This is a genomic window from Halobacteriovorax sp. GFR8 (assembly GCF_050955245.1).
In the GTDB taxonomy this organism is placed as follows: Bacteria; Bdellovibrionota; Bacteriovoracia; order Bacteriovoracales; family Bacteriovoracaceae; genus Halobacteriovorax_A.
On sequence record NZ_JBPBLR010000002.1, the window covers coordinates 1,585,311 to 1,608,938 of the forward strand.

Consider the following 23,628-nt stretch of genomic DNA (forward strand, 5'->3'; position numbering starts at 1 on the left):
AAATCTAAAAAAACTTAGAAACATTGAATCTATAACTCGTAGAAAGTTGAGTTTTCATCTGCAAGCTTATTCACAAGCGCACACGGAGTAAAGCGCTCTTTGCTTACACTCTCTGAGAACTTAAGCATCTCATCTCTAAGACGTGCAATACCTTGAGTATCTGCATATCTTAGAAGGCCACCTCTAAATGGAGGAAAACCGATACCAAAGATTAGACCAAGATCAACGTCTTTTGCCTTAGCAACAATCTTATCTTCAAGAGTTGTTGCAGCTTCGTTGATCATAGGTAGAAAGATTCTCATTTGAATCTCTGTTTCACTCATTTTCTTAGAAGCTTTAGGAAGCATATTCCAAGCTTCTTGGTTAGGACCAGTTGGCTTACCTTTCTCATCGTAAAGGTAGAAACCTTTGGCATTTTTCTTTCCAAAGAATTCCTTTTCAAGCATTTGCTTTCCAATACCATTTGAGGCCTGTCGCTCACCTAATCCATCATAGATAATTTTAGAAACCTTATCCCCTACATCAATTCCAACTTCATCAAGAAGTCTGAATGGACCCATTGGCATTCCAAAATTAAGACAAGCATCGTCGATATCCTTAATTGAAACCCCTTCTTCAAGTAAGAAGCCAGCTTCATTCATATATGGCATAAGGATTCTATTCACAAGGAACCCTGGCCCATCATTAACAACAACAGGAGTCTTCTTAACTTTTACAACCCAGTCATACAGAGACTCAATTGTTTCATCTGAAACACCATCGTGCTTAATGATTTCTACAAGTGGCATCATATGAACAGGGTTAAAGAAGTGAAGCCCGGCAAATCTTGAATTGTCTTCAAGTGCGCTTGCCATCTCTTGAATTGAAAGAGATGAAGTATTTGAAGTAAGAATTGTATCTTTACGAACTTTTGTTTCAGTTTCAGCAAATACTTTCTTTTTAATATCCATATTTTCTACAACTGCCTCAATAACAAGGTCAGTATGTTCAAATCCACGATAATCAGTCTGTGCACTAATTGATCTCATCTTGCGTTCAAAATCATCCTTAGACATACGCTTTCTTTTCACAGCACCAGAAAAATTACTCGATGCTTGTTTTAAACCAAGTTCAAGCCCATGCTGATTAAGATCTTTCATGATTGGAAACATATCATTCTTGGCCATAAGCCAAGCGATACCACCACCCATCGTACCGGCACCAAGACAAGCTCCACGACGAAGCTTTCTTCCAACACCCTTGGCATCATCCATCTTCTTAGACCCTTCCATTAGGAAGAAGATATGGCGTAAGTTCTTCGATTGCTCACCAATACATAACTCTCCAAAAGCTTGTGCTTCAGAAGTCAGGTAAGATGTACGACCTTTCATAACTCCAGCTTCCATAACATCAAGAATCTTAAGAGGTGCTTGATAGAAACCTTTTGTTTTCTTTAAAACAGACTCACGAGCTTTTTGGAAAATAATTTTCTTAGTGAATACATTATCAGTTGCAGCGTCCTGCATCTTATCCATAAGGCCACGCTTATCGACTTTCTTTTTAAAATGATTTGGAGCTAAATCAACAAGACGCTCTTTTGCATAAATCTCATCAGCTAAACCTGCTCTCTTAGCTTTCTTAGCATTAAGTGTTTTTCCTGAAAGAATCATATCGAGAGCTGTTGGAAGACCTACCGCTTTTGGTAGACGGAACGTCCCACCAAAACCAGGAATTAGACCAAGCTTAACTTCAGGAAGACCAAGACCTGTTGCCTTGTCGTCACTTACGATTCTTGATTTACATGAAAGGGCAAATTCAAGTCCACCACCAAGGCAAACCCCGTGAATACAAGCGACTGTTGGCATCTTTAAATCTTCGATACGATTAAAGATTGTCTGACCTGCTTCTGCTCCGGCCTGACCATCGGCCGCAGTGTGCATTGTATCGAATAATTTAATATCTGCACCTGCAATGAAGCATCTGTCTTTATGTGAAAAGAAGATTGCTCCATCTAGCTCTTTTTCTTTTGTATGTAGATCTTCAACAATATCTTGAAGCTCTTTAAGTGTTTCTTCATCGAAAACAGTCATCGAAGCTTCGTTATTATAACCAAAGCCGATATATGCTTTCTTATCCTTGATTTCAAAACTGATTCTCTTATATGTCATTGCGATATCCTATATTTTCTAAATTAATTACTTTTGTAAGTTCTCGATAATCATGGCACCACCTTGACCACCACCGATACAAAGTGAAGCAACACCAAATCCTGCTTTTCTCTTCTTAAGCTCATGAGCAAGAGTTACGATTAAGCGCGAACCTGTTGAACCAACAGGGTGTCCAAGAGCAATGGCACCACCATTAACATTCAGTTTCTCAGCAGGAATTTCACCCCATAATTTATCAATACCAAAGAAGTCAGCAACTTTCTTATCAGTAAAAGCCTTCTTAACAGCAATAATTTGCGCAGCAAATGCCTCGTTAATTTCAATGAGATCCATTTGCTCAAGTGTCATATTTGATCTTCTAAAAACACCATCCATTGCATGAAGTGGCCCCATTCCCATACGTTCAGGCTCTAAACCATGAAAGTGATAATCAACAACTCGTGCAAGAGGCTCTAAGTTATATTTTTTAACAGCTTCTTCTGAACAGAATAGAATTGCTGAACCACCGTCTGTGATTGGACAACTATTACCAACTGTAACTGTTCCTGATTTACGATCAAAATATGGCTTCATTTTCGCAAGTCCTTCAACAGAAGATTCCTTACGTGGGCCATGATCATTCATAAGAAGTTTATCTAATTTTGAACCATAGATTAGAGGTACGATTTCATCAGCAAAACGGCCTTCTTCGATGGCCTTAATTGCTTTATGGTGAGACTCATTTGCATAAATATCCTGTTGCTCACGAGTGATCCCAAGTTCACGAGCAAGAAGCTCAGCAGTTTGTCCCATATTAAGGCCACAGAATGGATCTGTTAGTCCTTGTTCAATTGCAATAATTGGAGAAAGATATGCAGGCTTAAAAGTTGAAAGAACTTTTAACTTATCACCAGTTGTTTTTGCTTTCATTAAAGAAGCAAATAACTCCGTCATCTGCTTTCCGTAGATTAATGGCATATTTGACATTGATTCAACACCACCAGCAATCACAACATCACTACGTCCACTTGCAACTTTAATGAATGCTTGTGAAGCTGCCTCAAGTCCAGAAGCACAATTTCTATGGACTGAATAGCCAGATGTTTTCTTATGAAGGCCGGCCTCTAATGCAATCACTCGCCCAACGTTTGGATACTTTGCAGGAGTTCCCGTGTTTCCAAAAATGACCTCATCAACTTCATCGTCACCAATAGAAGTTCCATCCATAATATGGCGTACTAGGTAAGCACCTAAGTAAGGAGCTTGAATATCTTTAATAATAGTTCCGGCTTTTGCATGAGGAGTTCTCACTGCCTCGACAATGTAGACTGGTTTCATTGATGATTCCTTTCTTCAAATTATTTTACTTGCTTAATATTGTAAGGATAATCAATGGCAATGAAAAGTAAAAAGGCCCCTGAGCGGAGCCTTTTTATGAGAACATGGGTTTTTTAAACAATTGTTTAGAATAGGTATGAAAGACCAACACCTAAAGTAAATGTGTCAGCATTTTCAATATTCTTAGCTTGGTCAACAAGGGCCTTTTGATTTGTTGAACCATTGTATTGGGCCTCTTCTCCAAGTCTAAAAATATTCTTTTCGTATGAAAGGCCTACTTGTGCACTAAATTCTTTAGCAAAATTAACTTCTGCTCCAAGAGATGCACTACCTGATACATACTTCATTGACTGTTTAGTCTCGTTAAAAGTATCAACTGGGTTTTGAATTTCAAATGATCCAAAGTGAATTCCAGTTCCAAGACTTAAGTATGGTTTAATCTTAGCTGAACGTGAGAAATAAAATTTACCATATCCACCAAAGTTAAACTCGTTATATGAAATTTCATCATTTTGTGAGTACGAGCTTCCAGCATTATAGCTATAATAGCCATATCCATAATTATTATAATTACTAAGCTCATTACCTTGAATCGTAAGATTCATAAATCCTGCGCTAATTCCAATTGAAACTCGCTCAGACATTACAGTTTCAACAGAAGCTTGAAAATTAATTCCTGCTGTCCATTCTTTCTGTTCACCAGTAATGCTCTTATAACCTGTCTCAATAGTTAACTTATTACTAAGTTCTGGCATAACAGGTTCTGCTACCACAGGAGCAACCGCTTGTACTCGTGCAGGTGCAGCTTGTTGGCTATTGATTTCATCCATTGCTTTAAGTTGTCCCTCAAGGGCCTTTTGAATCTTGTTTGCAATACGCTTTTCTTCTTGTAGACGCATATCTTCAACATTCTTTCTCATCATTTGCTCGTGCTTTTCTTCTAATTGGCGACGTAGCTTCTGAATCTTGTCAGCTTGTGATGGTTTCTTTTTCTTTTTGTAGAACCCGTCGATATTAATTTCGTCAGTATGAACAACTTGATCTGTTTCACTTAGTAATGGATCGTCTTGTTGTCCATATGAGGCAGCACTAGATAATAGAAGTGCAGCTAATACGGCCGAGTTAATCATTGTTGTTTTCATGATGTTCTCCCTGTCTCTTTTTTTAAATAGAGTTCAGTTTCTTATAACACATCGCGAGATATTTCTGTTCAAAAGCGAACGCTGATGAAATAATTTCATGAAAATGAAAAAAACCTATTAATATCAAATAGTTAAGACTGTCTAGCGTAGACGGAAGGTACGAAATTTATTAGCATCAACCTCATTTGTCCCATCAATACCAATGGTTTTAAGGAAACAAAGGGGGTTTATACTCCCCTGCTGGCAAGCTTCAGGGTCGGCCTTAAAGCGCGCATCAAGAGTTTTAAAGACAGCAAATAAGATTGAGATCACTGCTACTAGAAGTAACATATACTCAACAGCGGTTTGACCGCGTTGGGAAAGAAGAATGGATTTCTTATCGCAGTTATTCATCATATATAAGTTTTAAAGTCACGGGCCTCTAATAAAGTCTGCGTGATCCCTAAGTTATTCTTCTTCAGTGGCCCTTGGTAGTAGACTCCTTTTACAGAGTCATATTTTCCACTATCGGCCATTCTAAACTTAAGGTTAATTCTTGCGCTCGAGTTAATCACACTATGATTACGGAGCATGCAAGTTTCATTTGTTAGTCGACCTTTTATGAGAGTGTCATTCTCATCAATGATATCATTAGAAAGTAGAAATTCATGCAACTCCCCTTCACAGAAATCATATTTAAGGCAGTCGTCAAATTGTTTAAAGATTTTAATTTGGCATGTTTCGTCTTTTAAAATCTCTTTTCTGATAAGAGCGATATCTCCACCAAATGAATTTTCACTAAAGTGATAATAGTCGGCACTAATTAGATTATCACTTAGTTTGTAGTCTAATTTTACACAGCGATAAAGGTCTGTGATATTGTGAGAAATATTTAACTTGTCTAAATTTGAACTAAAGATTGCAATTTTCTGCGGGGCCACGACTCCAGTAAATGATGAAAGCTGTACGGCCCAAGGCCTCTTGCTTGCAAAGCTAAACTCTTCAGCAATATCTTCAAAGCTACTTCCACCAAGGCTTTCAATTGTTTTTGTGGCCTGTTCTTCTTTATCTTCTTGCCATTGAAAGCGATAGCGAGGAGACAGCATAAGAATAAAAAAATAGATACTTTCAAGGTCTGAAAATGTCTGTTCCAGTGTCTTTGTATAAACACAACGAAAGCAGCTCGTAAATTTTTCAAGCTCTTTATTGTCTCTTAAATGTTTTTTAAATAGAGCATAAATATCATAGATATAATTTGGAAGATCTGAACGCAAAGTACTTACAGTCACCTGATGAAATGTCTTATAACGACATAGAGACTCTCCAAGTCTTTTAATTGAAGATGTAAAGTCTTGATCAAACTTCTCTTGGTCAACGTCTTCAATTCTTAGGCGATTGATAAACTCATTATAAAGTTCAGGGAAATGGCGACAAATCTGAGAGAAATTTAAATACGGGCTTAAGCCTGCACATAACGTTTGCTTGCCATTATATTTTAAGTAAAACGGTGAATGAACAAATGAATCCTCATCAAATATATTCGTTTCTAACTCTAGGTCTTCTGCCCATGCTTTTATGAAAGCAAGGTCTAATGGGCCAAAGAACTTAAAGTAAGGGTCACTTGCCTTAATTCTCTTATCTTTCAAATAAATGGCACCAAAACCACTTTTTAAAATTTGAGTGGCCGTTAAGAAACTAGCAATATTATTTCCAATAACAAGGGTATTTATTTTTTTATTCATATGTTGATATCTTAATTTGTTAATAATGCAATTAGCTTGCGCTTTGCCATTTCGCTTTCTTCAATCATATCAGAAATCAACTCATTGGCCATCTTATTGGCCCTTGAAGTCTTCATGATCTCATATCCATTTCTCATCTCATTGATGGGCCCGACATCGACACCGGATTTAACAATCGTGTCATATTCAGTGGAGCGCTTAACATTTGGCCCACAAAATATCTGTGCCCCAGCGACAAAGGGCTCAAGAACTGAATGAATTCCTTTACCATGTCCGCCTCCTACGAAGACTTTTGAGAAATATGGATAAATCTCACATAATATGCCTCTTAGGGTACATATAATTAATCCAGGTTTGGCCTGAAAATTATCTATGAATTCATCAAGCTTACCGCTTTCAATAGTATCATTAGAAAGCATATGAATCGGAAGCTCAGAGCAATTAGTTTTAACAAGTTTCATAAGAGCTTCAACATTTTCTTCTTTTAAAACATGTGGGGCCATAAAGACAAAGAGTTCACCGGCCATCATTTGCTGACAAAAATTTACGTCTTCAAAGATGGCCATCTCATTAGACCAAGTCTGTGCTAGGCATATTCTTGTGTCATATTCATATAAAGATAAAACCTTATTTAATTCATCATATAAAGGATGTTTCCTAAAAAAGTGTTGGCGAGTATTAATTTGTAACATCCTAAGTTCAATAGGTCTCACTAGCCTATCCTCATCAATATCCTTTTTAATGACCTCATAATCCTCTGCTGTTGCACAAATAATTTTGGAAAACATCGAGTATATATAGCCTTTCACTTTCGGCAAACGTAGCTCTTCTAAAGAGCTTTCTTTTATACGTGAGCTTTTAACTGTCGCGGAAAATAGAATAAACTCTTTCATTTTGGAGCCTAAGTAAAGTAGCTCGGGAAAGAAGTCATAGCGAACCATCATCATTTTATTAGCACTAGACCAGGCAATAATATTTTGGCGTGAAAGGAGTGGAAAGTAGATCATAAGTGGCAAGCGAAGATAACGAACGTTTTCACGATTAGCTTGATAGTAGTCTAATACCTTGTGTTCAACACTTGGTGAAGTAAAGATTAACTCAACATTTTTCCCTAATGAAATTAACTCATCACTCAATGGCCTAATCTGCTCAAACTCTCCTTCACTAGAAAAATGAAAGACACAATGGGCCTTTTTGCCAAATCTCATAAATGGCCTACAACCTTCATCACGATAATTTCGTCTTTCAAAAGAAATTCTGCCGTAGAAAGGCCCTACTTTAAAAAGATAAAGCACAATAAAGATAGGATAAAGTGCAACTCTGACAATTGCTTGAATAAGAAAAATCAATAACATAGGTATATTATAGTGAGGTTTTTCCTAATATAGAAGCCAAAAGAAGGTCCATTTGACACCAAATTAGGTAAATCAACATAATTTTCTGACATGTTCTTACAAACTGAAATATTAAATGCCTAAATTACAATCATTTGTTGCAATTCAATAAAAAAAATTCGATTATCGTTAGTCTATAAAAGAAAGAGGGAGATAAAATGGGAATTTTAAAGGGAGCATTTATTGCATTCGTGGCAGTGAGTACGATGGCCGCAACATCATCGACTTCAGTATCAGTGCCATCTTCAAGCTCGAGCGCTTCAACAACTGCATCGTCAACTGACGCAGCAACAACTTCAGAAGCATCAACTGGAACTTCTTGGTACCAAAAATTAAAGGACTCACCTTTTAATATGCAATACCTAGTAGAAGGTTCAAACAACTTTAAAAAAACACTCAACGGTTATAGTTTCTATAACTATCTGTATCTTGGTTATAATATTGATAAAACTTTTGCTGTAAAACTAGTTCCTTACTGGAAGACTGACTTCACAAAAGCACAAGAAAACAAAGATGGAAGCCGTACAATTCACCAACAATATGGTGCAACTCAAGCGCGTCTTTATGTTAAGAATATCCTAAGTGACGAAAAGCACGGATATGACCTTTACGCTCAAACAAGATTCTACTGGTACCCAAAAGCGACTCAAGAACAATATGGGTATGATGCGAAAGCTCGTCTTTACCTAATTGGTGGTAAGAAAGTTACTGATAACTTTAAGATCGGAACTTATGCATTCTATGAAAGCTACATTAGAAATACTGGAACTTCTGGTTATGTAGAAAATTACTACGCAGCAGTTGCTCCTACTTACTATATCAATGATAAGTGGTACACAGCGATGTCAATTGAGTACTACAGAACGAAAAGAAAATCAGGAAACACAGAAAGTGAAACACTTTCTATTTCACCTGAAATTGGGTATTCGTTCCCAATCTGTTCACTTTCTACAGCGCTATCTCTAGAGCCAGTTGATTTCAGAGGTGAAGATCCAGACTTCGTTGATGGAACTCTAAAGAATGCTTCTTTAATTGTCTCAGCATTCTTCCCAGTTTTTTAATTTAAAACTCCATTTTAAATACTTACAAAGCCGACCTCTAAAGTCGGCTTTGTTTTTTTTAAGACTTTATTAAACTACAGGCAAAAAATTCCGATAAACCAGATAGAAAGTGACTAATCTAATCAGGGTTTGAGGAAATATGGCCACAAGTACAAAGAAAAAGATTACTGAATACCTACTGACGAAAGAACAGATTTCAGGGGGTCTCTACGAACCTAATGAAGTCTATTTTATCAAAGATGGTGACAAAGAACTTGGTCCATTTTGGCAAGAGGATCTTAAAGAGTTTATCGAAGATTACTCTCTCTTTAATCAATCTGTTTTTGTTAAGAGTATGCTTGAAGAACAGTGGAGCATGATTACAGCTCACCCTCTCTTCCAAAGAAGAAAACCTGAAATTATTAAGGAATTCCAAATTGATGAAGATGATCAGTTTTTCATCTTAAAGAATAATAAGAAAGATGGGCCATATAAGAGCAGTGAAATCATGGCAATGCTCGACTCACTGGAATTGCTGTACACAGACTTTATTTCTGTTGATCAAGGGCAAAGCTGGGGAACAATTCACGAATTTGAAGTCTTTGATAGAAGAAGTCGTTCAAATGAAAGCTTACCTGACTCTCCTCAGGGACATATTTTCAAAAACTCGATTCTTGATGCAGATAAGGCCATGGCCCTAGCAAAGAAAGACTCCGATGATCGTGAATTTATTTACGACTTGGCGTATATTGGAAATCAAAAGCTAAACCCAAATAAAGCATCCATTGATGACTTCGAACAAAAAGAAAAATCAGATCCTGCAACAATGATTCGTCTAGGAACATTTGCGGCCAGCTTTGTGCTTGTGGTTGCAGTCTTCTTTGTCTTTAGTAAATTATCAGGAACTCCAGACACACCTGTTGCCAAGGCCAAGAAAACAGCAAGAATTCAAACAAAGCGTACACCTGCTGCACAGGCGCAGAAAAAGGCACCATCGAAAACAACAAGAACCGTAACTAAGAAAAGAGAAGTACCTAATGCATTCAAAAAGAAATCAAGACCAAAGCGTCAGATTTCAAAAGGTAATGATCCAATTGGAAAAGCCGACTTCCTGGCAGACAGAAAGATGCAAGATGCAGTGATGGATCCGGCCGATCTTCCACCAGAGGTTATCTTTGATGATGCCAATGAAGCATTGGAACTAGACCCAGTTCGCGAGAGAATATCAAAAGAAACTTTTGACCCTCAAGAGCAGGAATTAAATAATTATGACGAACTTGATGCGGCACGAGAAATCGTTGATGAATACCTTGATCGCTCTCCTGCTGCTGGATCTATGCCAGAAGATGGTGAGGGCCAATACGACGACTTCACACCAGAAGATGCAGTAGAAGGTGAACAATTCTAATAGGTTGCCTCCATAAAAATTAAAAGAATATGTAGTCAATAATTGATTATTTATGTTACTTTTAACCTATGGAACACACTAAAGATATCTCACAACTAACTAATGTTTTTCGCCAAGCGGCCTTCCCTGGATCATTCTTTTTCAGCTTTGAAGGTATTGAAGGCTCAGGAAAATCAACTCAAATAGTAAAAATTAAAGACTACCTAGAGGATAAAGGCTTTAACGTTATCGTTATCCGTGAACCAGGTGGGACAGCATTTGGAGAAAAATTAAGACAAGCTATCTTAACTTCAAATACTGAGTTACACCCGGCCGCCGAAGCTCATCTCTTTGCTAGTGCCCGTGCTCAGAACCTACACGCACTTATTCTAAAAGAATTAGAAACACCTAATACTGTTGTTATTTGTGATCGTTTTCTTGATAGCTCTATCGCCTACCAAGGTGTGGCTAGAAAACTAGGGCCGGAATATATCTTAAATATCCACTCAAGCTTCCCTTTAAATATTGTTCCTCATAAGACGTTCTACTTAAGAATCGACTTAGAAAAATCCCTTGAGAGACAACGCTTAAGAAATATGCCGAAAGACTATTTTGAATCACGTGACAATAGCTTCCATCAAGACCTTATCGAAGGTTATGACTATTGCGCTAAGATCTTCCCAAATCGTATTGCAACGATTGACGGAAGTGCACAACTGGAAGTCGTGACTCAAAAACTAATCGAAGAAATTGAAACGATTATAAATGGATAATAAAGATATTGCATTTAATGCACTATTTGCGCGCTACAAAGAAAGCAAGCTTGCCCACTTCTACACTCTCCAAACAGGAGGTCACGGTGAAGTCTCTAAGAAAGATACTCTACTTGAGAAGTGGGCCAATGACTTTATCATCAATATTCTAGCTTATGAAAATGGGTGGGATATTGATCATGCAAAAGAGGTCCTAGAGCGTGGCCATGAAGATATTCTCTTTGTTTCCACAGACCAAAAAACTTATAAAGTATCAGATGATTGTATCGAAGAATTCTTTAACTTCATTCGCTTTAGGCCATCTAAACTCAAGTACTCATTCACAATTTTTAAGCAATCACAAAAAATCACCCAAATCTTGGCAAATAAGCTTCTAAAGACACTCGAAGAGCCACCAGAGGGCCATATTTTTATCTTCATAAAGTCTAATGATGAGAAAACTCTTCCAACAATAGATTCTCGAACAATCAAGATCAATCTTCTTGGCAAGACTGACTCACAAAACGAAACAATTCAAGAGCTGAGTTTTAAAGACTATGTCGTAAAAAATTGTGAAGATGAGCAATTAGTCGAAATCCTAACTAAAGTCGAGCGTAATAATTTACAACTAGATGAATTAAGAGAGTTAATAAAAGAAGGACCTACTCGTGAGGCCAATATTCACCATCTTATTGCATCACATATCAACCAAAGCAGTAAATATAGTATTAAAGACGCTCAAATTTGCCTTCAGGCCACGAAAGACTCGACTTTCGAGATACCATTCAATGGATCATCTAAATCACGCCTAGCTCGCCTGCTTCAACTTGTGATTTAATGCAATTTGGCTAGACATAAGCTACCAATAATACGACAATTGAAACTACTCAAAAAAAATTGATGGGACAAAATGACGAACCAAGATCAGCAAGATATATCTGAATCACGTGACAATGATAAGTCAGGTGATAAGAAGAAAGTTAATAAATTCAACAAGCACGATGACAAACTTGCAAAAGAGCAAGAAGGTAAATTCGAAGAAGGTCAAACTCTAACAATGGTAAGAGTTCGCTTTCCAGGAAATGCTAAAAGTCAGCCTTTCTTACTAGGTAAGAGAAAATTCACATATGGTCAAAAAGTTATCGCAATGAGTGACCGTGGTATGACAGTTGGTTATATCAACTCTTTCCCATATGAAGTCACATTTGATAAATCGATGCTTCCAATCCGTTCAATTTCTAAAGTGGCAACACAAGAAGATATCGACGAACAAAAAAGCTATATGAAAAAAGAGAATGAAGCAGAGATTGTCTGTCTTCGTCTCATCGAAAAATATAATCTTAATATGAATTTAACTCACGTTGAGTTTATTCAGTTTGGGAAAAAGGCCGTTTTCTATTTTACAGCACCAGAGCGTGTAGACTTTAGAAATCTTGTTAAGGACCTCGTTGCAGAAATCAAAATGAGAATTGAGCTACGCCAAATCTCAGTTCGCGATCGTGCGGCAGCACTAGGTGCCACTGGTGCATGTGGACTTCAAACTTGTTGCTCATACTTCCTGACAAATTACGGTAATGTTTCGATAAAAATGGCAAAGAATCAAAACCTTGCCCTTATTCCTTCAAAGATCAACGGTGTCTGTGGACAAGTAAAATGTTGTATCAAGTATGAAGATGATGTTTACACAAATAAAAGAGAGTTCCTTCCAGGTGAAGGCTCATATATTAGAACGAAAAATGGTGATATTGGTAAGGTTTTAAAACTACATATCCTACTAGAACAATTTGAAATGCTTACAGATAGAGGCTATATTCGCCGCTACTATAAGAACCAATTTGATAAGAGACGTTGTCGCCCACCAAAGGACTGGAGCTTCCCTACTGAGTTTAAGTCGATCACAAAGGAAACTTCAACAATCATTGGAATTGAGGAGTTAGAAGAAGAATTACGCCTAAGAAAGCAGGCCTTCCTTCAAAGCCTAAACGATGACAGCGATCAAGACGAAGATGAGGATGCTCACGAGCTACTTGATGATGAGGATAACGGTAACGATGACGACGAGGAAATTGAAAAGATCCCTCTAGATTCGACAGAAGATGAGTCAGACAATATCCCTAAGCAGAAGGTAGAAAAAAAGCGTCATCATAATAATCGACCTAAAAAACGTCCAACTAATCGACGAGGTGACAAAAAGCCTGGCCAGCAGGATGGAAAAACAGACGCAAAGCAGGAAGGCAAGCAAGAAGCTAAACAAGACAGGCCTCAAAGCAAAAATCGTAATAGAAATAAAAACCGCAACAAACCAAAGAGCGGAAACTATCGAAAGCCTTCAGGAGATAATAAAGGGAAACCTGAATCTTCTGGAAATAAATCTAATCAATAATTCTTTTTAAAGAAGTATAACAACGATGGTGAGGGAATTGATTTTCCCTCACTATTTCTAACTGAGAAACTCCCTTCAAATATTCAATATTCAGCATCTCATCTCTCGCGTCCACAATCACACGGGCCTTACACTTTGATATCTTAATATTTTCATTTAAACTAAGTATTTCACGGTAAACACCTAGTTCAACATATGAGCGCGCGCGTGACTTTAGAGGAGCAAGAGAAGGAATCGGCAAGTGATTTAAAATACCTCTAGCTGATGCCTTAACAAACTTGGCCAGTTTATTAGGCGGATAGAAAGCAGGGGCCATATAGATAAGCTTATTACCTCTTGTCTCTAGGCCCTCATTTTGAATGGCCCACTCAATCAAGAGCGCTGCTAAAGAGTGTGCTACAATGAGGCTTTTCGAATTATTTTTAAAAATTTTTCTTATCTTCTCTAGGTCTTGGGTAAGGTTTGGTTGCATTTTCTTATTAAAAGAAAGAGAAAGAAATTTAACATTTGGGTTTGAGAAGATGAAAGATGCCGGGGCCTGATTAAGCCCCGGTATAAAGATAATCGGATCGCGATTATTAGAAGTCACAATTTCCTGGAGTTCTAGGGAAAGCAATAACATCACGAATATTGCTCATACCAGTGATATACATAATTGCTCTTTCAAAACCTAGGCCAAAACCAGAGTGAGGAGCTGAACCAAATTTACGTAGCTCTAGATACCACCAGTATCCTTCTTTCTCCATTCCCATTTCATCCATGCGCTTAATAAGCTTATCAAGGTCTTCTTCACGTTGAGACCCACCTATTAACTCGCCAATACCAGGAACAAGAACATCCATGGCACGTACAGTTTTCCCATCATCATTTTGCTTCATATAGAAGGCCTTACAATTTTTTGGGTAATCAGTTACGATAACAGGTGACTTGAAGTGTACATCTGTTAAGTATTTTTCGTGCTCAGTTTGTAACTCTTCTCCCCAATTAGTTGGGAATTCAAATTTTTGTCCACAAGCTGATAGAATATCAATTGCTTCGGTATAAGTAATTTTCTTAAACTCGCTATCACGTACGGCAGCTAGTGTATCAAAGTGTGATGCATCAACATCTGTAAATGGCATCTTATACAAGAACTCAAGCTCTTTCTTGCAATGAGTAAACGCGTAATCAATCATATACTTGATATAGTCAGCTGCAAGCTCTGCAACATCTTCAAGGTCAGCAAAAGCAACCTCTGGCTCAATCATCCAGAATTCTGCAAGGTGACGTTTTGTATTAGAGTTTTCAGATCTAAAAGTTGGACCAAAAGTATATACCTTACCAAGCCCTAGTGCGTGACACTCACCTTCAAGTTGGCCAGTAACACAAAGAGAAACATCTTTACCAAAGTAATCTTTAGAAAAATCAACTTCTCCTTTATCTGTCTTCGCAGGGTTTTGTTTATCTAGAGTTGAAACGTTAAACATTTCACCAGCACCTTCACCATCAACAGCAGTAATAATTGGTGAATTTAGGTAGAAGAAACCTTTTTCATTGAAGAAGTTATGCGTTGCCATTGCAAGAGCGTGGCGTACACGAAATACTGCTCCAAATAGATTTGTTCTTACTCTAAGGTGAGCAATATCTCTTAGGTGCTCTAGGGATGTTCCCTTTTTCTGTAGAGGGTATGATTCATCAACAGCACCGATAATATCACCAGTTACGGCCTGCATCTCAATTGTCTGTCCCTTCCCTTGTGATTCAACAACTTTTCCTGTGATAGAAACACAAGTACCAGTTAACATAGTTGAAAGGGCTTCATAATTCTCGATACCAGCATCAGCAACAATCTGTAATAGATCTTGCGAAGATCCATCATTTAAAACAATAAATGAAAACTTCTTAGACTTACGAACAGAGCGAACCCATCCTTTAACAACAACCTCTGTCCCGATGTAATCACTTGCACGATCAAATAGTTTTTTTAATTCAATACGCTTTAATTGTGTCATTTAAATACCTTCTTATAAAATTTCTTTTAAGATTGATTTTGTTTCTTCTTTTTCTAGTCTTGGCCCATATTGAGTTACTAGTTTTGCAGAACAAGCACAAGCGAGTGTTCCTGCTTGAGAGAAGTCTAGGCCATTCGTAATTCCATAAAGGAATGCACCAGCAAATAAGTCACCAGCACCATTAGTATCGATTGCCGAAACACTTGGAGCAGATACATTGACTCTTTCACTTCCATTATAAAGGAAAGCACCTTTTGCACCAGCTGTAATAGCAAATGCATGCGAAATATCCTTTAGGGCCTCAAAGGCATCTTCAATCGAATCTTTCTCAGTAAATGATTTAGCTTCTTCTTCGTTACAAAAAAGTAGATCAAGCTTCTGCTCACCAATCATCTCCTTGAAACCATCTTTGAAAAATCCAACGATTCCTGGGTCTGAAAAAGTTAGAGCAACTTTAACATCATTTTTGCGAGCAAAATCTCTTGCTGTTTGACAAGCTGCAATTCCAGCTGCACCAGTAACAAGATAACCTTCCATATATAACCACTTACTATCAGCAAGCACAGAAAGGTCAAGCTGCTCATCAGAGTAAGTTGCTGTTGTTCCTAGGAACGTATTCATTGTTCTCTCTGCATCCTCAGAGATCATTACGAGACACTTACCAGTTTCTCCGTCATATAGTCCGTTTTCAATATTTGATTTTACACCATTTGCCAGCAGGTCATTTTTATAAAACTCTCCTGTTTCATCTTGAGCAACTTTACATGAATAGAAAGTCTTTGCGCCAAGTTGAGTCGCACCAATAATAGTATTTGCAGCAGAACCACCACAAGCACGAGAGTGACCAACATTACTTCCCTTAAGGGCCGCAAGAAGGTGGTCTTGCCTCTCTTTTTCAACAAGAGTCATTAATCCTTTTTCAATAAGGTGATCTGCTAAGAACTCGTCTTTAACTTTAAATTCCATATCGACAAGGGCATTTCCCATTCCATATACATCAAAACTCTTCATACTTAATCCTTTATATTTATGACTCTTTTCTTTTAAAAATTAATTCATTATTTGCTTCGTCAAACTCAGCATACTTGTAGCCTGCACTATCGAATGTCTTTAGGCCTTCAATATCCTTAATCTTATTTTCAATGATAAAACGGGCCATCATCCCTCGGGCCCTCTTAGCGTTGAAAGAGATAACCTTATATTGGCCATTCTTAAAATCTAAGAAGCGTACATTGACAAGTTCAGGAACGAGCTTATCTTTTTTAACACTCTTGAAATATTCCTCAGAAGCAAGGTTCACAAGATATTTTGACTTATTTGCCTTAGCATCAGCATTGATCTTTTCAACAATCTTTTCGCCCCAGAAATTATAAAGATTAGTTAGGCCTTCTCCATTAATACGAGTTCCCATCTCTAAACGGTAAGCACGTAATTCATCAAATGGTGAAAGAATCCCATAGAGTCCTGATAAGATCTTGAGGTGTTTTTGAGCATAGTTTAGCTCACTCTTTTTAAGTTCACTTGCATTTAGACCTTGATAAGTATCACCTGCAAAACTAAAAATTGCAGCACCGAGGTCAGCAGTTTTCTTAAAATTATTAAAGCGATCAACATTTAGGTCTGCAAGGGCCTTAGATAATTTCATCATTTTTGAAAGATCAGCACTTTCAAAATTTGCCATCTTTGTTGCAAGCAAAGTGGCCTCTTTCATAAAAGCAGGTTTCTCAAGATTCAGACCTTGAGCAACACTAATTTCTGAATGATCAAAATTAAGTTTCTTCGCTGGAGAAATAACAATATCCATGAAATTCCTTTAATTTGAGTTTGTGTTACTAAGCGCTTGAAATAATAACAACAACTTTATTAAAAGACTATGATTTCTTAAGATAATTAAGGAAGAAAGTAGCGTTCGTAGCGGGTTGATTTACCAGTGTAGACAACTTTTTGGTGCTTACAATTAGCTGGTATCTTGGCCTCACTTGCCTTGATTGGTCTTTTTAAGCAAACTAAAGAAAATTTGGCACATAAGGACCATAAATAATGATCCTGATCCACGTCCTTGCCTACTAAGTCTTTAAAGACTTCCATCTCTTTTCGACTTAGCGCACTCTTGGCCTTTGACTTCGTTATTTCATACATTGGATCGTAGAAGCATCGCTCAAAAGCAACAGGGACCTCTTCAATGGCCGCTTGTCCAAAATGAATATTCATGTGGTTTTTAAAAATAAGCCTAATCTTTTCATTTTCACAACAAATGGCCTTTTGATACGCCCAAAAAGCAAGTGCAAAAACATAAGGGTTTCTTTCAAAGCATTCGAGCTGACAGCCAAAGCTCAAGAGTAAGCAAGCATCCTTACCAGTTCCTAAAGTTGCATCAACTACTTTGTTATGTTCAATATCGCCGCCCTTAAGCTTTAGGGCACGAAAAAGTGGCTCTTTTGTGACAGCATAATTTCTCTTTAAATGTGTTTGTAAGTCACCGGCCCAATCAAGTTTAAGAGAGGATTCTCTTATCGGGTCAAAAAGACAAAGTTCACTATCTTTCCAAATTAAATAGACGCCAGTTAAAGAAGCGCTCGACTTATGTAATTGAAATGATAACCCATGACAAGTGAGCGCTTGCAAATAATTGTGCAGCGCTTGATTCAGAGATTCTAATTGAATATCATTATCAAACCCCTGTTCAATTACAATATCAATTTTAGTCTTTAGCGAAGTCTCATTCATATTAAAATCAAGTAGATGGCCTGTTCTTTCTATGCTATATATACTTTTCGTAAATACATACTTTAGAATTAATTTATCTAGATATAACACATACGGAGAACAGATGTCACACACACAAGACGTATCAAACTCAACTATTGAGAAACTTGGTTTTGACCCAAGAAATTTAAAAGTAAACTCTGGTGATCTTAATCGCGAATTAGCAAAGAATTATATCAGTGCAAGTGATGAAGAAATTAAGCAGATGTTAAACGAACTAGGTCTAACAACACTAGAAGAATTATTCTCTCATATTAAAGACGACGTAAAATTCTCATCTAAAATTCCTTTAAAAGAAGGATTAAGCTATGACGAACTTGTTACTAACCTTGATGAGTTATCGAAGAAGAATAAAATCCCAACTAACTTTCTAGGTGATGGACTTCCTCAATTTAAAATTCATGAGATCGTTCCTTACGTTTGTAATATTAGAGGACTAACGACTGCCTATACTCCTTATCAACCTGAAAGATCTCAGGGGACATTGAACACACTTTGGATCTATTCAAGTGCAATTACAGCACTGACTGGTTTTGAGGCCATCAATTCTTCATTATATGATAGATCAACATGTCTATTTGAAGCGCTTAAAACAGGGGTTCGCTTAGCACGTAAGAAAACAAAGGTTCTCGTCAGTGAAGCGATCTACCCACAAGACAGAAGTGTTATTGAAACAAATGCTGCACACACTGGCCTAGAAATCCTCTGGGCACCAATTAACAAAGAAAGTGGTTTAACTGACTTTGATAAAGTTAAAGAGCTACTTGAGACAAATAAAGAAATTGCAACGTTTGCTTTTGGACAAGTAAACTCACTTGGACTACTCGAAGATGTTGATGCATTAACTGACTTATGTCGTGATAACGAAGTATTCTCAATTGCAATCATTGACCCTATGCTACTAGCAAAAGGTGGTTTAAAAAAGCCAAGTGAATACGGAAGTGACAAGGCCGGTGCAACAATGATCGTTGGAGAGGGACAACACCTCTGTCTTGATGCAAACTATGGTGGCCCTGGGCTTGGGATTTTTGGAATTCGTTTTAACGATGCCAATAAGAATCAAATTCGCCAAACAGCTGGACGCTACGTCGGTAACGCTGTTGATATGAACAATCAAGAATGTCTTGCCATGGTTCTATCAACTCGCGAGCAACATATTCGCCGTGAGAAGGCAACTAGTAATATCTGTTCTAACCAGTCATTTGTTGCTTCAATTGCAGGTGCTGCACTGTTAGCACTTGGAGATGAAGGATTAGCTGACAAGTTAGCGACTGCACGCCAAAATACACAATACTTCCTTTCAAATATTTTACACCTTGACGGTGTAGAGCTTGCTTTTGATGCTCCGTACTTCAACGAGGTTGTCTTAAAACTTGATAAGAAAGCAAGTGAGATTCTTGCTTCAAGTGAAGAGCTAGTTGCGGGTAAAGATATCAGTGGACGTCACAACCTAGAAGGAAATCTATTAAAAGTTTCTTTTGGTGATCAACACACACAAGTTGAGCTGGACAAGTTAATTGCACTCTTCAACGAAAGCTTTGCAGCAAATAGTGAATCTGAATTCTTTATGCCAGAGATTCCTCATAATTATGTAAGAGAGGACGCTCCAGGTATTGCAACTTTCTCGACTGATGAAGTGAAAGCATTCTATGACAAGTGTGGAAGTCTTAACGTTTCTCCAGATGATGCGATCTACCCTCTTGGTTCATGTACAATGAAATATAACCCATATGTGAATGACTGGGCAGCTGGTCTTCCAGGCTTTACCATGGCCCACCCAGACTTAGACGATAAGTATACTCAAGGAACGCTTGAGCTACTTTATAACATTCAAGAAGACTTTAAGGCCATTACAGGACTTCCAGGTCTTGTAACTCAAGCTGTAGCTGGTGCGCAAGGAGAACTAGTTGGAATCAAGATGTTCCAGGCCTACCATGCAGATAGAGGAAATGCCGACACGAAAAATGTCATTCTTATCCCACGTTCAGCACACGGTACAAACCCAGCAACAGCTGCAGTAGCAGGATTCGTCCCTGGTAAGGTTGATGGTAAACAAGTAGGAATCATTACTTTAGATGCAGACGAAAGAGGCCAGATCGACCTTGAGCAATTAAAAGAGATCATTAAAATTGATGGTGAGCGTATCGCTGGTATTATGGTAACAAACCCAAATACCGCAGGTATCTTTGAAGAAAACTTTAAAGAAGTAGCAGATCTTATCCACTCTGTAGACGGGCTTGTTTACATGGATGGTGCTAATATGAATGCTATTGCAGGAATCGTTTCACTAGAGAAATTAGGTGTTGATGCTTGTCACAACAACCTACATAAGACTTGGACTATTCCACACGGTGGAGGAGGACCAGGTGATGCTATCGTTGCTGTAAGTAGCAAGCTTGTAGACTACATTCCTGGAACACAAGTTGAAAAATTAGCAGACGGATCATATAAGAAAGTTCGCGCACCAAAGTGTATTGGAGATTTCCACCGTCACGATGGTAACGTTGCTCACAAAGTACGTGCATACACATATCTTAAGGCCCTAGGCCAAGATGGTGTAGTGGCCATGTCACAAATTGCAGTCCTAAGTGCACGCTACCTATTCCAAAAACTGAAAGATGTTTATCCAATGCTTCCACATGGAGCAGATGAAACACCTCGTATGCATGAGTTTATCATTACATTAAGTGATGATATGTTTTCTCATATTGAAAAGTCTGGAACACTAAAGAACCAAATCATTGCAAAAGTTGGAAAGCTCTTCCTTGACTTTGGTCTTCATGCTCCGACTGTTGCTTTCCCAGAAGTCTTTGGACTAATGATTGAGCCAACTGAATCTTTTACAAAGAAAGAATTAGATGACTTCACAGATGTACTAGTAGCAATCAAGAACGTACTTTCAGACTCTCCAGAAGTTCTTCAAACGGCTCCTCACTTTACGGCAGTAAGTAAAGTTGACGAAGTTTGGGCAAATAAGAACCTTAAGTTCTACCGCGACCTAGACAAGCTTTGGGATCTACCAAGTGATGAAATTTCACCTAAGAAATTACGTCACAAAGACACGCTAGAAGTTGTAAAAATGATTCAAGATAAGCACAAAGAATTAAAGCAATAAGAAAAAAAGGCCTGCAATGCAGGCCTTTATATATATTAGGTGTAGCAGAGATTGAAAAACATACGAATAATTCGAGAATAACAACAACACGAAATTTAACACGAATTTGGGGAACAAAGAACAACAACACAACTTTATCGATATGTTTATTCATCAATCCCTGCTACATTAATGAGTGGTTTATACGACGCGATTTCAGATGTTACAACCTATCATTTTTGCACGTGTAAATATTACAAAAGTAGTTTGTTGACCTAATAAATCCCATTAATAAAACTTACAATTTAACTAAAATTCTCATTTTTCTTCTATAAATACTCTTTATCAATCTGCTGATACAAGCTATTCAAATGATCATAAGAGTGTTACAGTGTCGCATCATAAATTTATAAGATTAGGATATAGGTTAAATGGAAGATTTAAAAAGAGCGACCTTTGCGATTATTTCTCACCCAGATGCGGGTAAAACAACAATGACAGAAAAGCTTTTATGGTTTGGTCAGGTTGTACGTAGTGTTGGAATGGTAAAGAGTAAGCAAGGTAATTACGCAAAATCAGACTGGATGGAGATGGAAAAAGAGCGTGGTATCTCAATTACATCATCTGTTATGTCATTTCCATATAACGAACGTGCCATGCACCTTCTCGATACTCCAGGTCACAAGGACTTCTCTGAAGATACATACCGTACACTTACGGCAGTTGAAAGTGTTCTGATGATGATTGACTCGGCCAAAGGTGTTGAGACACAGACAAAGAAGTTAATGGAAGTTTGTCGTATGCGTGACACTCCTATCGTTTCCTTCTGTAATAAATTTGATCGCGATGCACTTGATCCATTTGAACTAATTGATGACGTTGAAAAGACATGTTCAATCCAATGTGTCCCAATGACATGGCCAATTGGCTCAGGTGTCGACTTCAAGGGTGTATACGACCTTAGAAATAAAACGATCATGAGCTTTAAAGACGCTGAAGACCCATTTAGCCCTAATATCATTGATGCTAGTGACTTAAGTGCAGATCATATCAAAGAGTTTGTCGGAGATGTTCTGTTAGATAAACTCGAGGAAGACCTCATGATGATTAGTGAGCTTATGCCAGAGTTTAATGAAGAAGAGTTCCTTGCTGGAATTATGACACCAATGTACTTTGGGTCGGCCCTTAATAACTTTGGTGTCAAAGAAGTTCTTGATACTTTCTCAAGATATGCTCCAGGCCCTGGTAAACGAGAAGTTATCACTGCACCAATTGAAAACGGCGAAACTCGTACAGTTGATCCTAGTGAGAAAAAATTTAGTGGTTTTGTTTTTAAGATTCAGGCCAATATGGACAAGAAGCACCGTGACCGCGTTGCCTTCATTCGCGTTTGTTCAGGTCGCTTTGAGAGAGGACAAAAAGTTACTCTAGCAAGAACTGGTAAAGAGATAAAAATTGCAACACCACTTATCTTTCAAGCACAGGATCGTGAGATTACAGAATATGCTATTCCAGGAGATATTATTGGTATTCATGACTCTGGAAAGCTGCAAATTGGAGACACTTTCACAGAAGGTGAAATCATGCAGTTTACGGGGATTCCAAGCTTTGCTCCGGAATTATTTAAGAGAGTTCTCTTAAAAGACCCAATGAAAGGAAAACAGCTCGACAAGGGACTACAACAACTTTCAGAAGAAGGTTCAGTTCAGCTATTTCGACGTCATAATTCAACTGAGAAGATTCTAGGTGCCGTAGGGGCCCTTCAATTTGAAGTTGTCCAACGCCGACTTGAAGATGAATATAATGTTAAAGGTGAATACGAAGGCTTCCCTTACAACGGTATTAGATGGATAAAATTCCCTAGTGAAAAAATTAAGGATGAATTTATCTCTCGTTATAGTGCAAATATCGCCTTTGATATTAAAGATCGACCATGCTTTATTTATCGTACAGAATGGGATCTTAAACTTGCGACGGAAAAGTATGCAGATGTTGAATTCTTCAAAACGAATGATTTCAAATAGTTAACTTAACCAAACTAAATTGCTTGATAAACAAATAAAAATTAACTATGATTAAGAGTCTTTAAGGCAGCGTAGCACAACACAACAGGATTTTTAGATTGAAGTTTTTATTTGTCGAAGATGAAGTTGAATTAGTAGAGCTCTATCAGTATATGTTTGATCGTATCGGACTCGATTATGAAGTCGCTTATAATGGTGAAGAAGCTCTAGAAAAAGTTAAAAATGGAAAATTTGATTATATTTTTTCAGATATTCGTATGCCTAAGATGAATGGTATCGACTTCTTAAAGAATTTAATTATCGAAGGCCTAGACTTTAAAAAATTTATTTTTGTCACGGCCCACCAAGAAGTCTCTCTTGATGAAGTTAAAGAATTAGGCGCTCATGACATTCTCTACAAGCCAATTCGTCATCAAGTCTTTATGGATTATATTCAAGATCTACAAGCATAAAAAAAGGGCCTCGATTGA

At 37.7% G+C, this 23,628-nt stretch carries 19 protein-coding genes; 8 read left to right on the forward strand and 11 right to left on the reverse strand.

The window, feature by feature from the left end:
- Nucleotides 1-29: 29 nt before the first annotated feature.
- The 6 genes from ACRXC1_RS08065 to ACRXC1_RS08090 all read right to left on the reverse strand — a co-directional run bounded on the left by ACRXC1_RS08065 (nucleotide 30) and on the right by ACRXC1_RS08090 (nucleotide 7,682).
- A complete protein-coding gene (locus ACRXC1_RS08065) occupies nucleotides 30-2,147 on the reverse strand; it encodes a 3-hydroxyacyl-CoA dehydrogenase NAD-binding domain-containing protein (RefSeq protein WP_433657920.1) in 2,118 nt (705 codons plus the stop codon).
- Nucleotides 2,148-2,174: 27 nt separating this feature from the next.
- The gene (locus ACRXC1_RS08070; RefSeq protein ID WP_392908542.1) at nucleotides 2,175-3,464 is read right to left on the reverse strand and encodes a thiolase family protein; all 1,290 of its coding nucleotides are present in this window, start codon (nucleotides 3,462-3,464) and stop codon (nucleotides 2,175-2,177) included.
- Nucleotides 3,465-3,589: 125 nt separating this feature from the next.
- Nucleotides 3,590-4,606 (reverse strand): hypothetical protein, encoded by a 1,017-nt coding sequence (locus ACRXC1_RS08075; RefSeq protein WP_392908544.1) that lies wholly within the window; start codon nucleotides 4,604-4,606, stop codon nucleotides 3,590-3,592.
- Between the two features lie 141 nt (nucleotides 4,607-4,747).
- Nucleotides 4,748-5,002, reverse strand: a complete 255-nt coding sequence (locus tag ACRXC1_RS08080) for a hypothetical protein (protein ID WP_392908546.1) — start codon at nucleotides 5,000-5,002, stop codon at nucleotides 4,748-4,750.
- Complete coding sequence (locus ACRXC1_RS08085) at nucleotides 4,999-6,327, reverse strand: hypothetical protein (RefSeq protein ID WP_433657923.1); 1,329 nt, start codon at nucleotides 6,325-6,327, stop codon at nucleotides 4,999-5,001. The genes ACRXC1_RS08080 and ACRXC1_RS08085 overlap by 4 nt, the downstream gene beginning before the upstream one ends.
- A gap of 11 nt (nucleotides 6,328-6,338) precedes the next feature.
- Nucleotides 6,339-7,682 carry a hypothetical protein gene (locus ACRXC1_RS08090; RefSeq protein WP_433657925.1) on the reverse strand — a complete coding sequence of 448 codons (1,344 nt, stop codon included), beginning with the start codon at nucleotides 7,680-7,682 and terminating at the stop codon, nucleotides 6,339-6,341.
- Between the two features lie 197 nt (nucleotides 7,683-7,879).
- On the opposite strand from ACRXC1_RS08090, the gene ACRXC1_RS08095 reads away from it, so the two are divergent.
- The 5 genes from ACRXC1_RS08095 (at nucleotide 7,880) to ACRXC1_RS08115 (ending at nucleotide 13,283) form a co-directional block, all read left to right on the forward strand.
- Nucleotides 7,880-8,782, forward strand: a complete 903-nt coding sequence (locus tag ACRXC1_RS08095) for a hypothetical protein (protein WP_433657927.1) — start codon at nucleotides 7,880-7,882, stop codon at nucleotides 8,780-8,782.
- A 139-nt stretch (nucleotides 8,783-8,921) separates the two neighbouring features.
- Nucleotides 8,922-10,169 (forward strand): hypothetical protein, encoded by a 1,248-nt coding sequence (locus tag ACRXC1_RS08100; RefSeq protein ID WP_433657929.1) that lies wholly within the window; start codon nucleotides 8,922-8,924, stop codon nucleotides 10,167-10,169.
- A 68-nt stretch (nucleotides 10,170-10,237) separates the two neighbouring features.
- Nucleotides 10,238-10,921: a dTMP kinase gene (tmk, locus tag ACRXC1_RS08105; RefSeq protein WP_433657931.1), complete on the forward strand. Its 684-nt coding sequence runs from the start codon at nucleotides 10,238-10,240 to the stop codon at nucleotides 10,919-10,921.
- A complete protein-coding gene (locus ACRXC1_RS08110; RefSeq protein WP_433657933.1) occupies nucleotides 10,914-11,738 on the forward strand; it encodes a hypothetical protein in 825 nt (274 codons plus the stop codon). The genes tmk and ACRXC1_RS08110 overlap by 8 nt, the downstream gene beginning before the upstream one ends.
- Nucleotides 11,739-11,810: 72 nt before the next feature.
- Complete coding sequence (locus tag ACRXC1_RS08115) at nucleotides 11,811-13,283, forward strand: PSP1 domain-containing protein (protein WP_433657935.1); 1,473 nt, start codon at nucleotides 11,811-11,813, stop codon at nucleotides 13,281-13,283.
- On the opposite strand, the gene ACRXC1_RS08120 is transcribed toward ACRXC1_RS08115, so the two are convergent.
- The 5 genes from ACRXC1_RS08120 to ACRXC1_RS08140 form a co-directional block, all read right to left on the reverse strand.
- Nucleotides 13,273-13,872: a hypothetical protein gene (locus ACRXC1_RS08120; RefSeq protein ID WP_392908562.1), complete on the reverse strand. Its 600-nt coding sequence runs from the start codon at nucleotides 13,870-13,872 to the stop codon at nucleotides 13,273-13,275. The two genes, ACRXC1_RS08115 and ACRXC1_RS08120, sit on opposite strands and share 11 nt — an antisense overlap.
- A complete protein-coding gene (gene asnS / locus ACRXC1_RS08125; RefSeq protein WP_392908564.1) occupies nucleotides 13,862-15,274 on the reverse strand; it encodes an asparagine--tRNA ligase in 1,413 nt (470 codons plus the stop codon). The genes ACRXC1_RS08120 and asnS overlap by 11 nt, the downstream gene beginning before the upstream one ends.
- A 12-nt stretch (nucleotides 15,275-15,286) precedes the next feature.
- Entirely contained in the window at nucleotides 15,287-16,285 is a 999-nt protein-coding gene (locus tag ACRXC1_RS08130; RefSeq protein WP_433657938.1) for an adenosine kinase, read from the reverse strand.
- A 16-nt stretch (nucleotides 16,286-16,301) separates the two neighbouring features.
- Complete coding sequence (gene yaaA / locus ACRXC1_RS08135) at nucleotides 16,302-17,078, reverse strand: peroxide stress protein YaaA (protein ID WP_433657940.1); 777 nt, start codon at nucleotides 17,076-17,078, stop codon at nucleotides 16,302-16,304.
- A gap of 86 nt (nucleotides 17,079-17,164) precedes the next feature.
- Nucleotides 17,165-18,001 carry a class I SAM-dependent methyltransferase gene (locus tag ACRXC1_RS08140; RefSeq protein WP_433657942.1) on the reverse strand — a complete coding sequence of 279 codons (837 nt, stop codon included), beginning with the start codon at nucleotides 17,999-18,001 and terminating at the stop codon, nucleotides 17,165-17,167.
- A gap of 103 nt (nucleotides 18,002-18,104) precedes the next feature.
- Here ACRXC1_RS08140 and gcvPB point away from each other — a divergent pair, with 103 nt between their 5' ends.
- From gcvPB to ACRXC1_RS08155, 3 genes are all read left to right on the forward strand, one after another.
- On the forward strand, nucleotides 18,105-21,155 hold the full coding sequence (gene gcvPB / locus ACRXC1_RS08145; protein ID WP_433657944.1) for an aminomethyl-transferring glycine dehydrogenase subunit GcvPB: 3,051 nt from the start codon (nucleotides 18,105-18,107) through the stop codon (nucleotides 21,153-21,155).
- A gap of 410 nt (nucleotides 21,156-21,565) precedes the next feature.
- Nucleotides 21,566-23,158: a peptide chain release factor 3 gene (locus tag ACRXC1_RS08150; RefSeq protein WP_433657946.1), complete on the forward strand. Its 1,593-nt coding sequence runs from the start codon at nucleotides 21,566-21,568 to the stop codon at nucleotides 23,156-23,158.
- Nucleotides 23,159-23,256: 98 nt separating this feature from the next.
- Nucleotides 23,257-23,610, forward strand: coding sequence for a response regulator (locus ACRXC1_RS08155; protein WP_392860572.1), 354 nt, complete (start codon nucleotides 23,257-23,259; stop codon nucleotides 23,608-23,610).
- Nucleotides 23,611-23,628 lie beyond the last annotated feature (18 nt).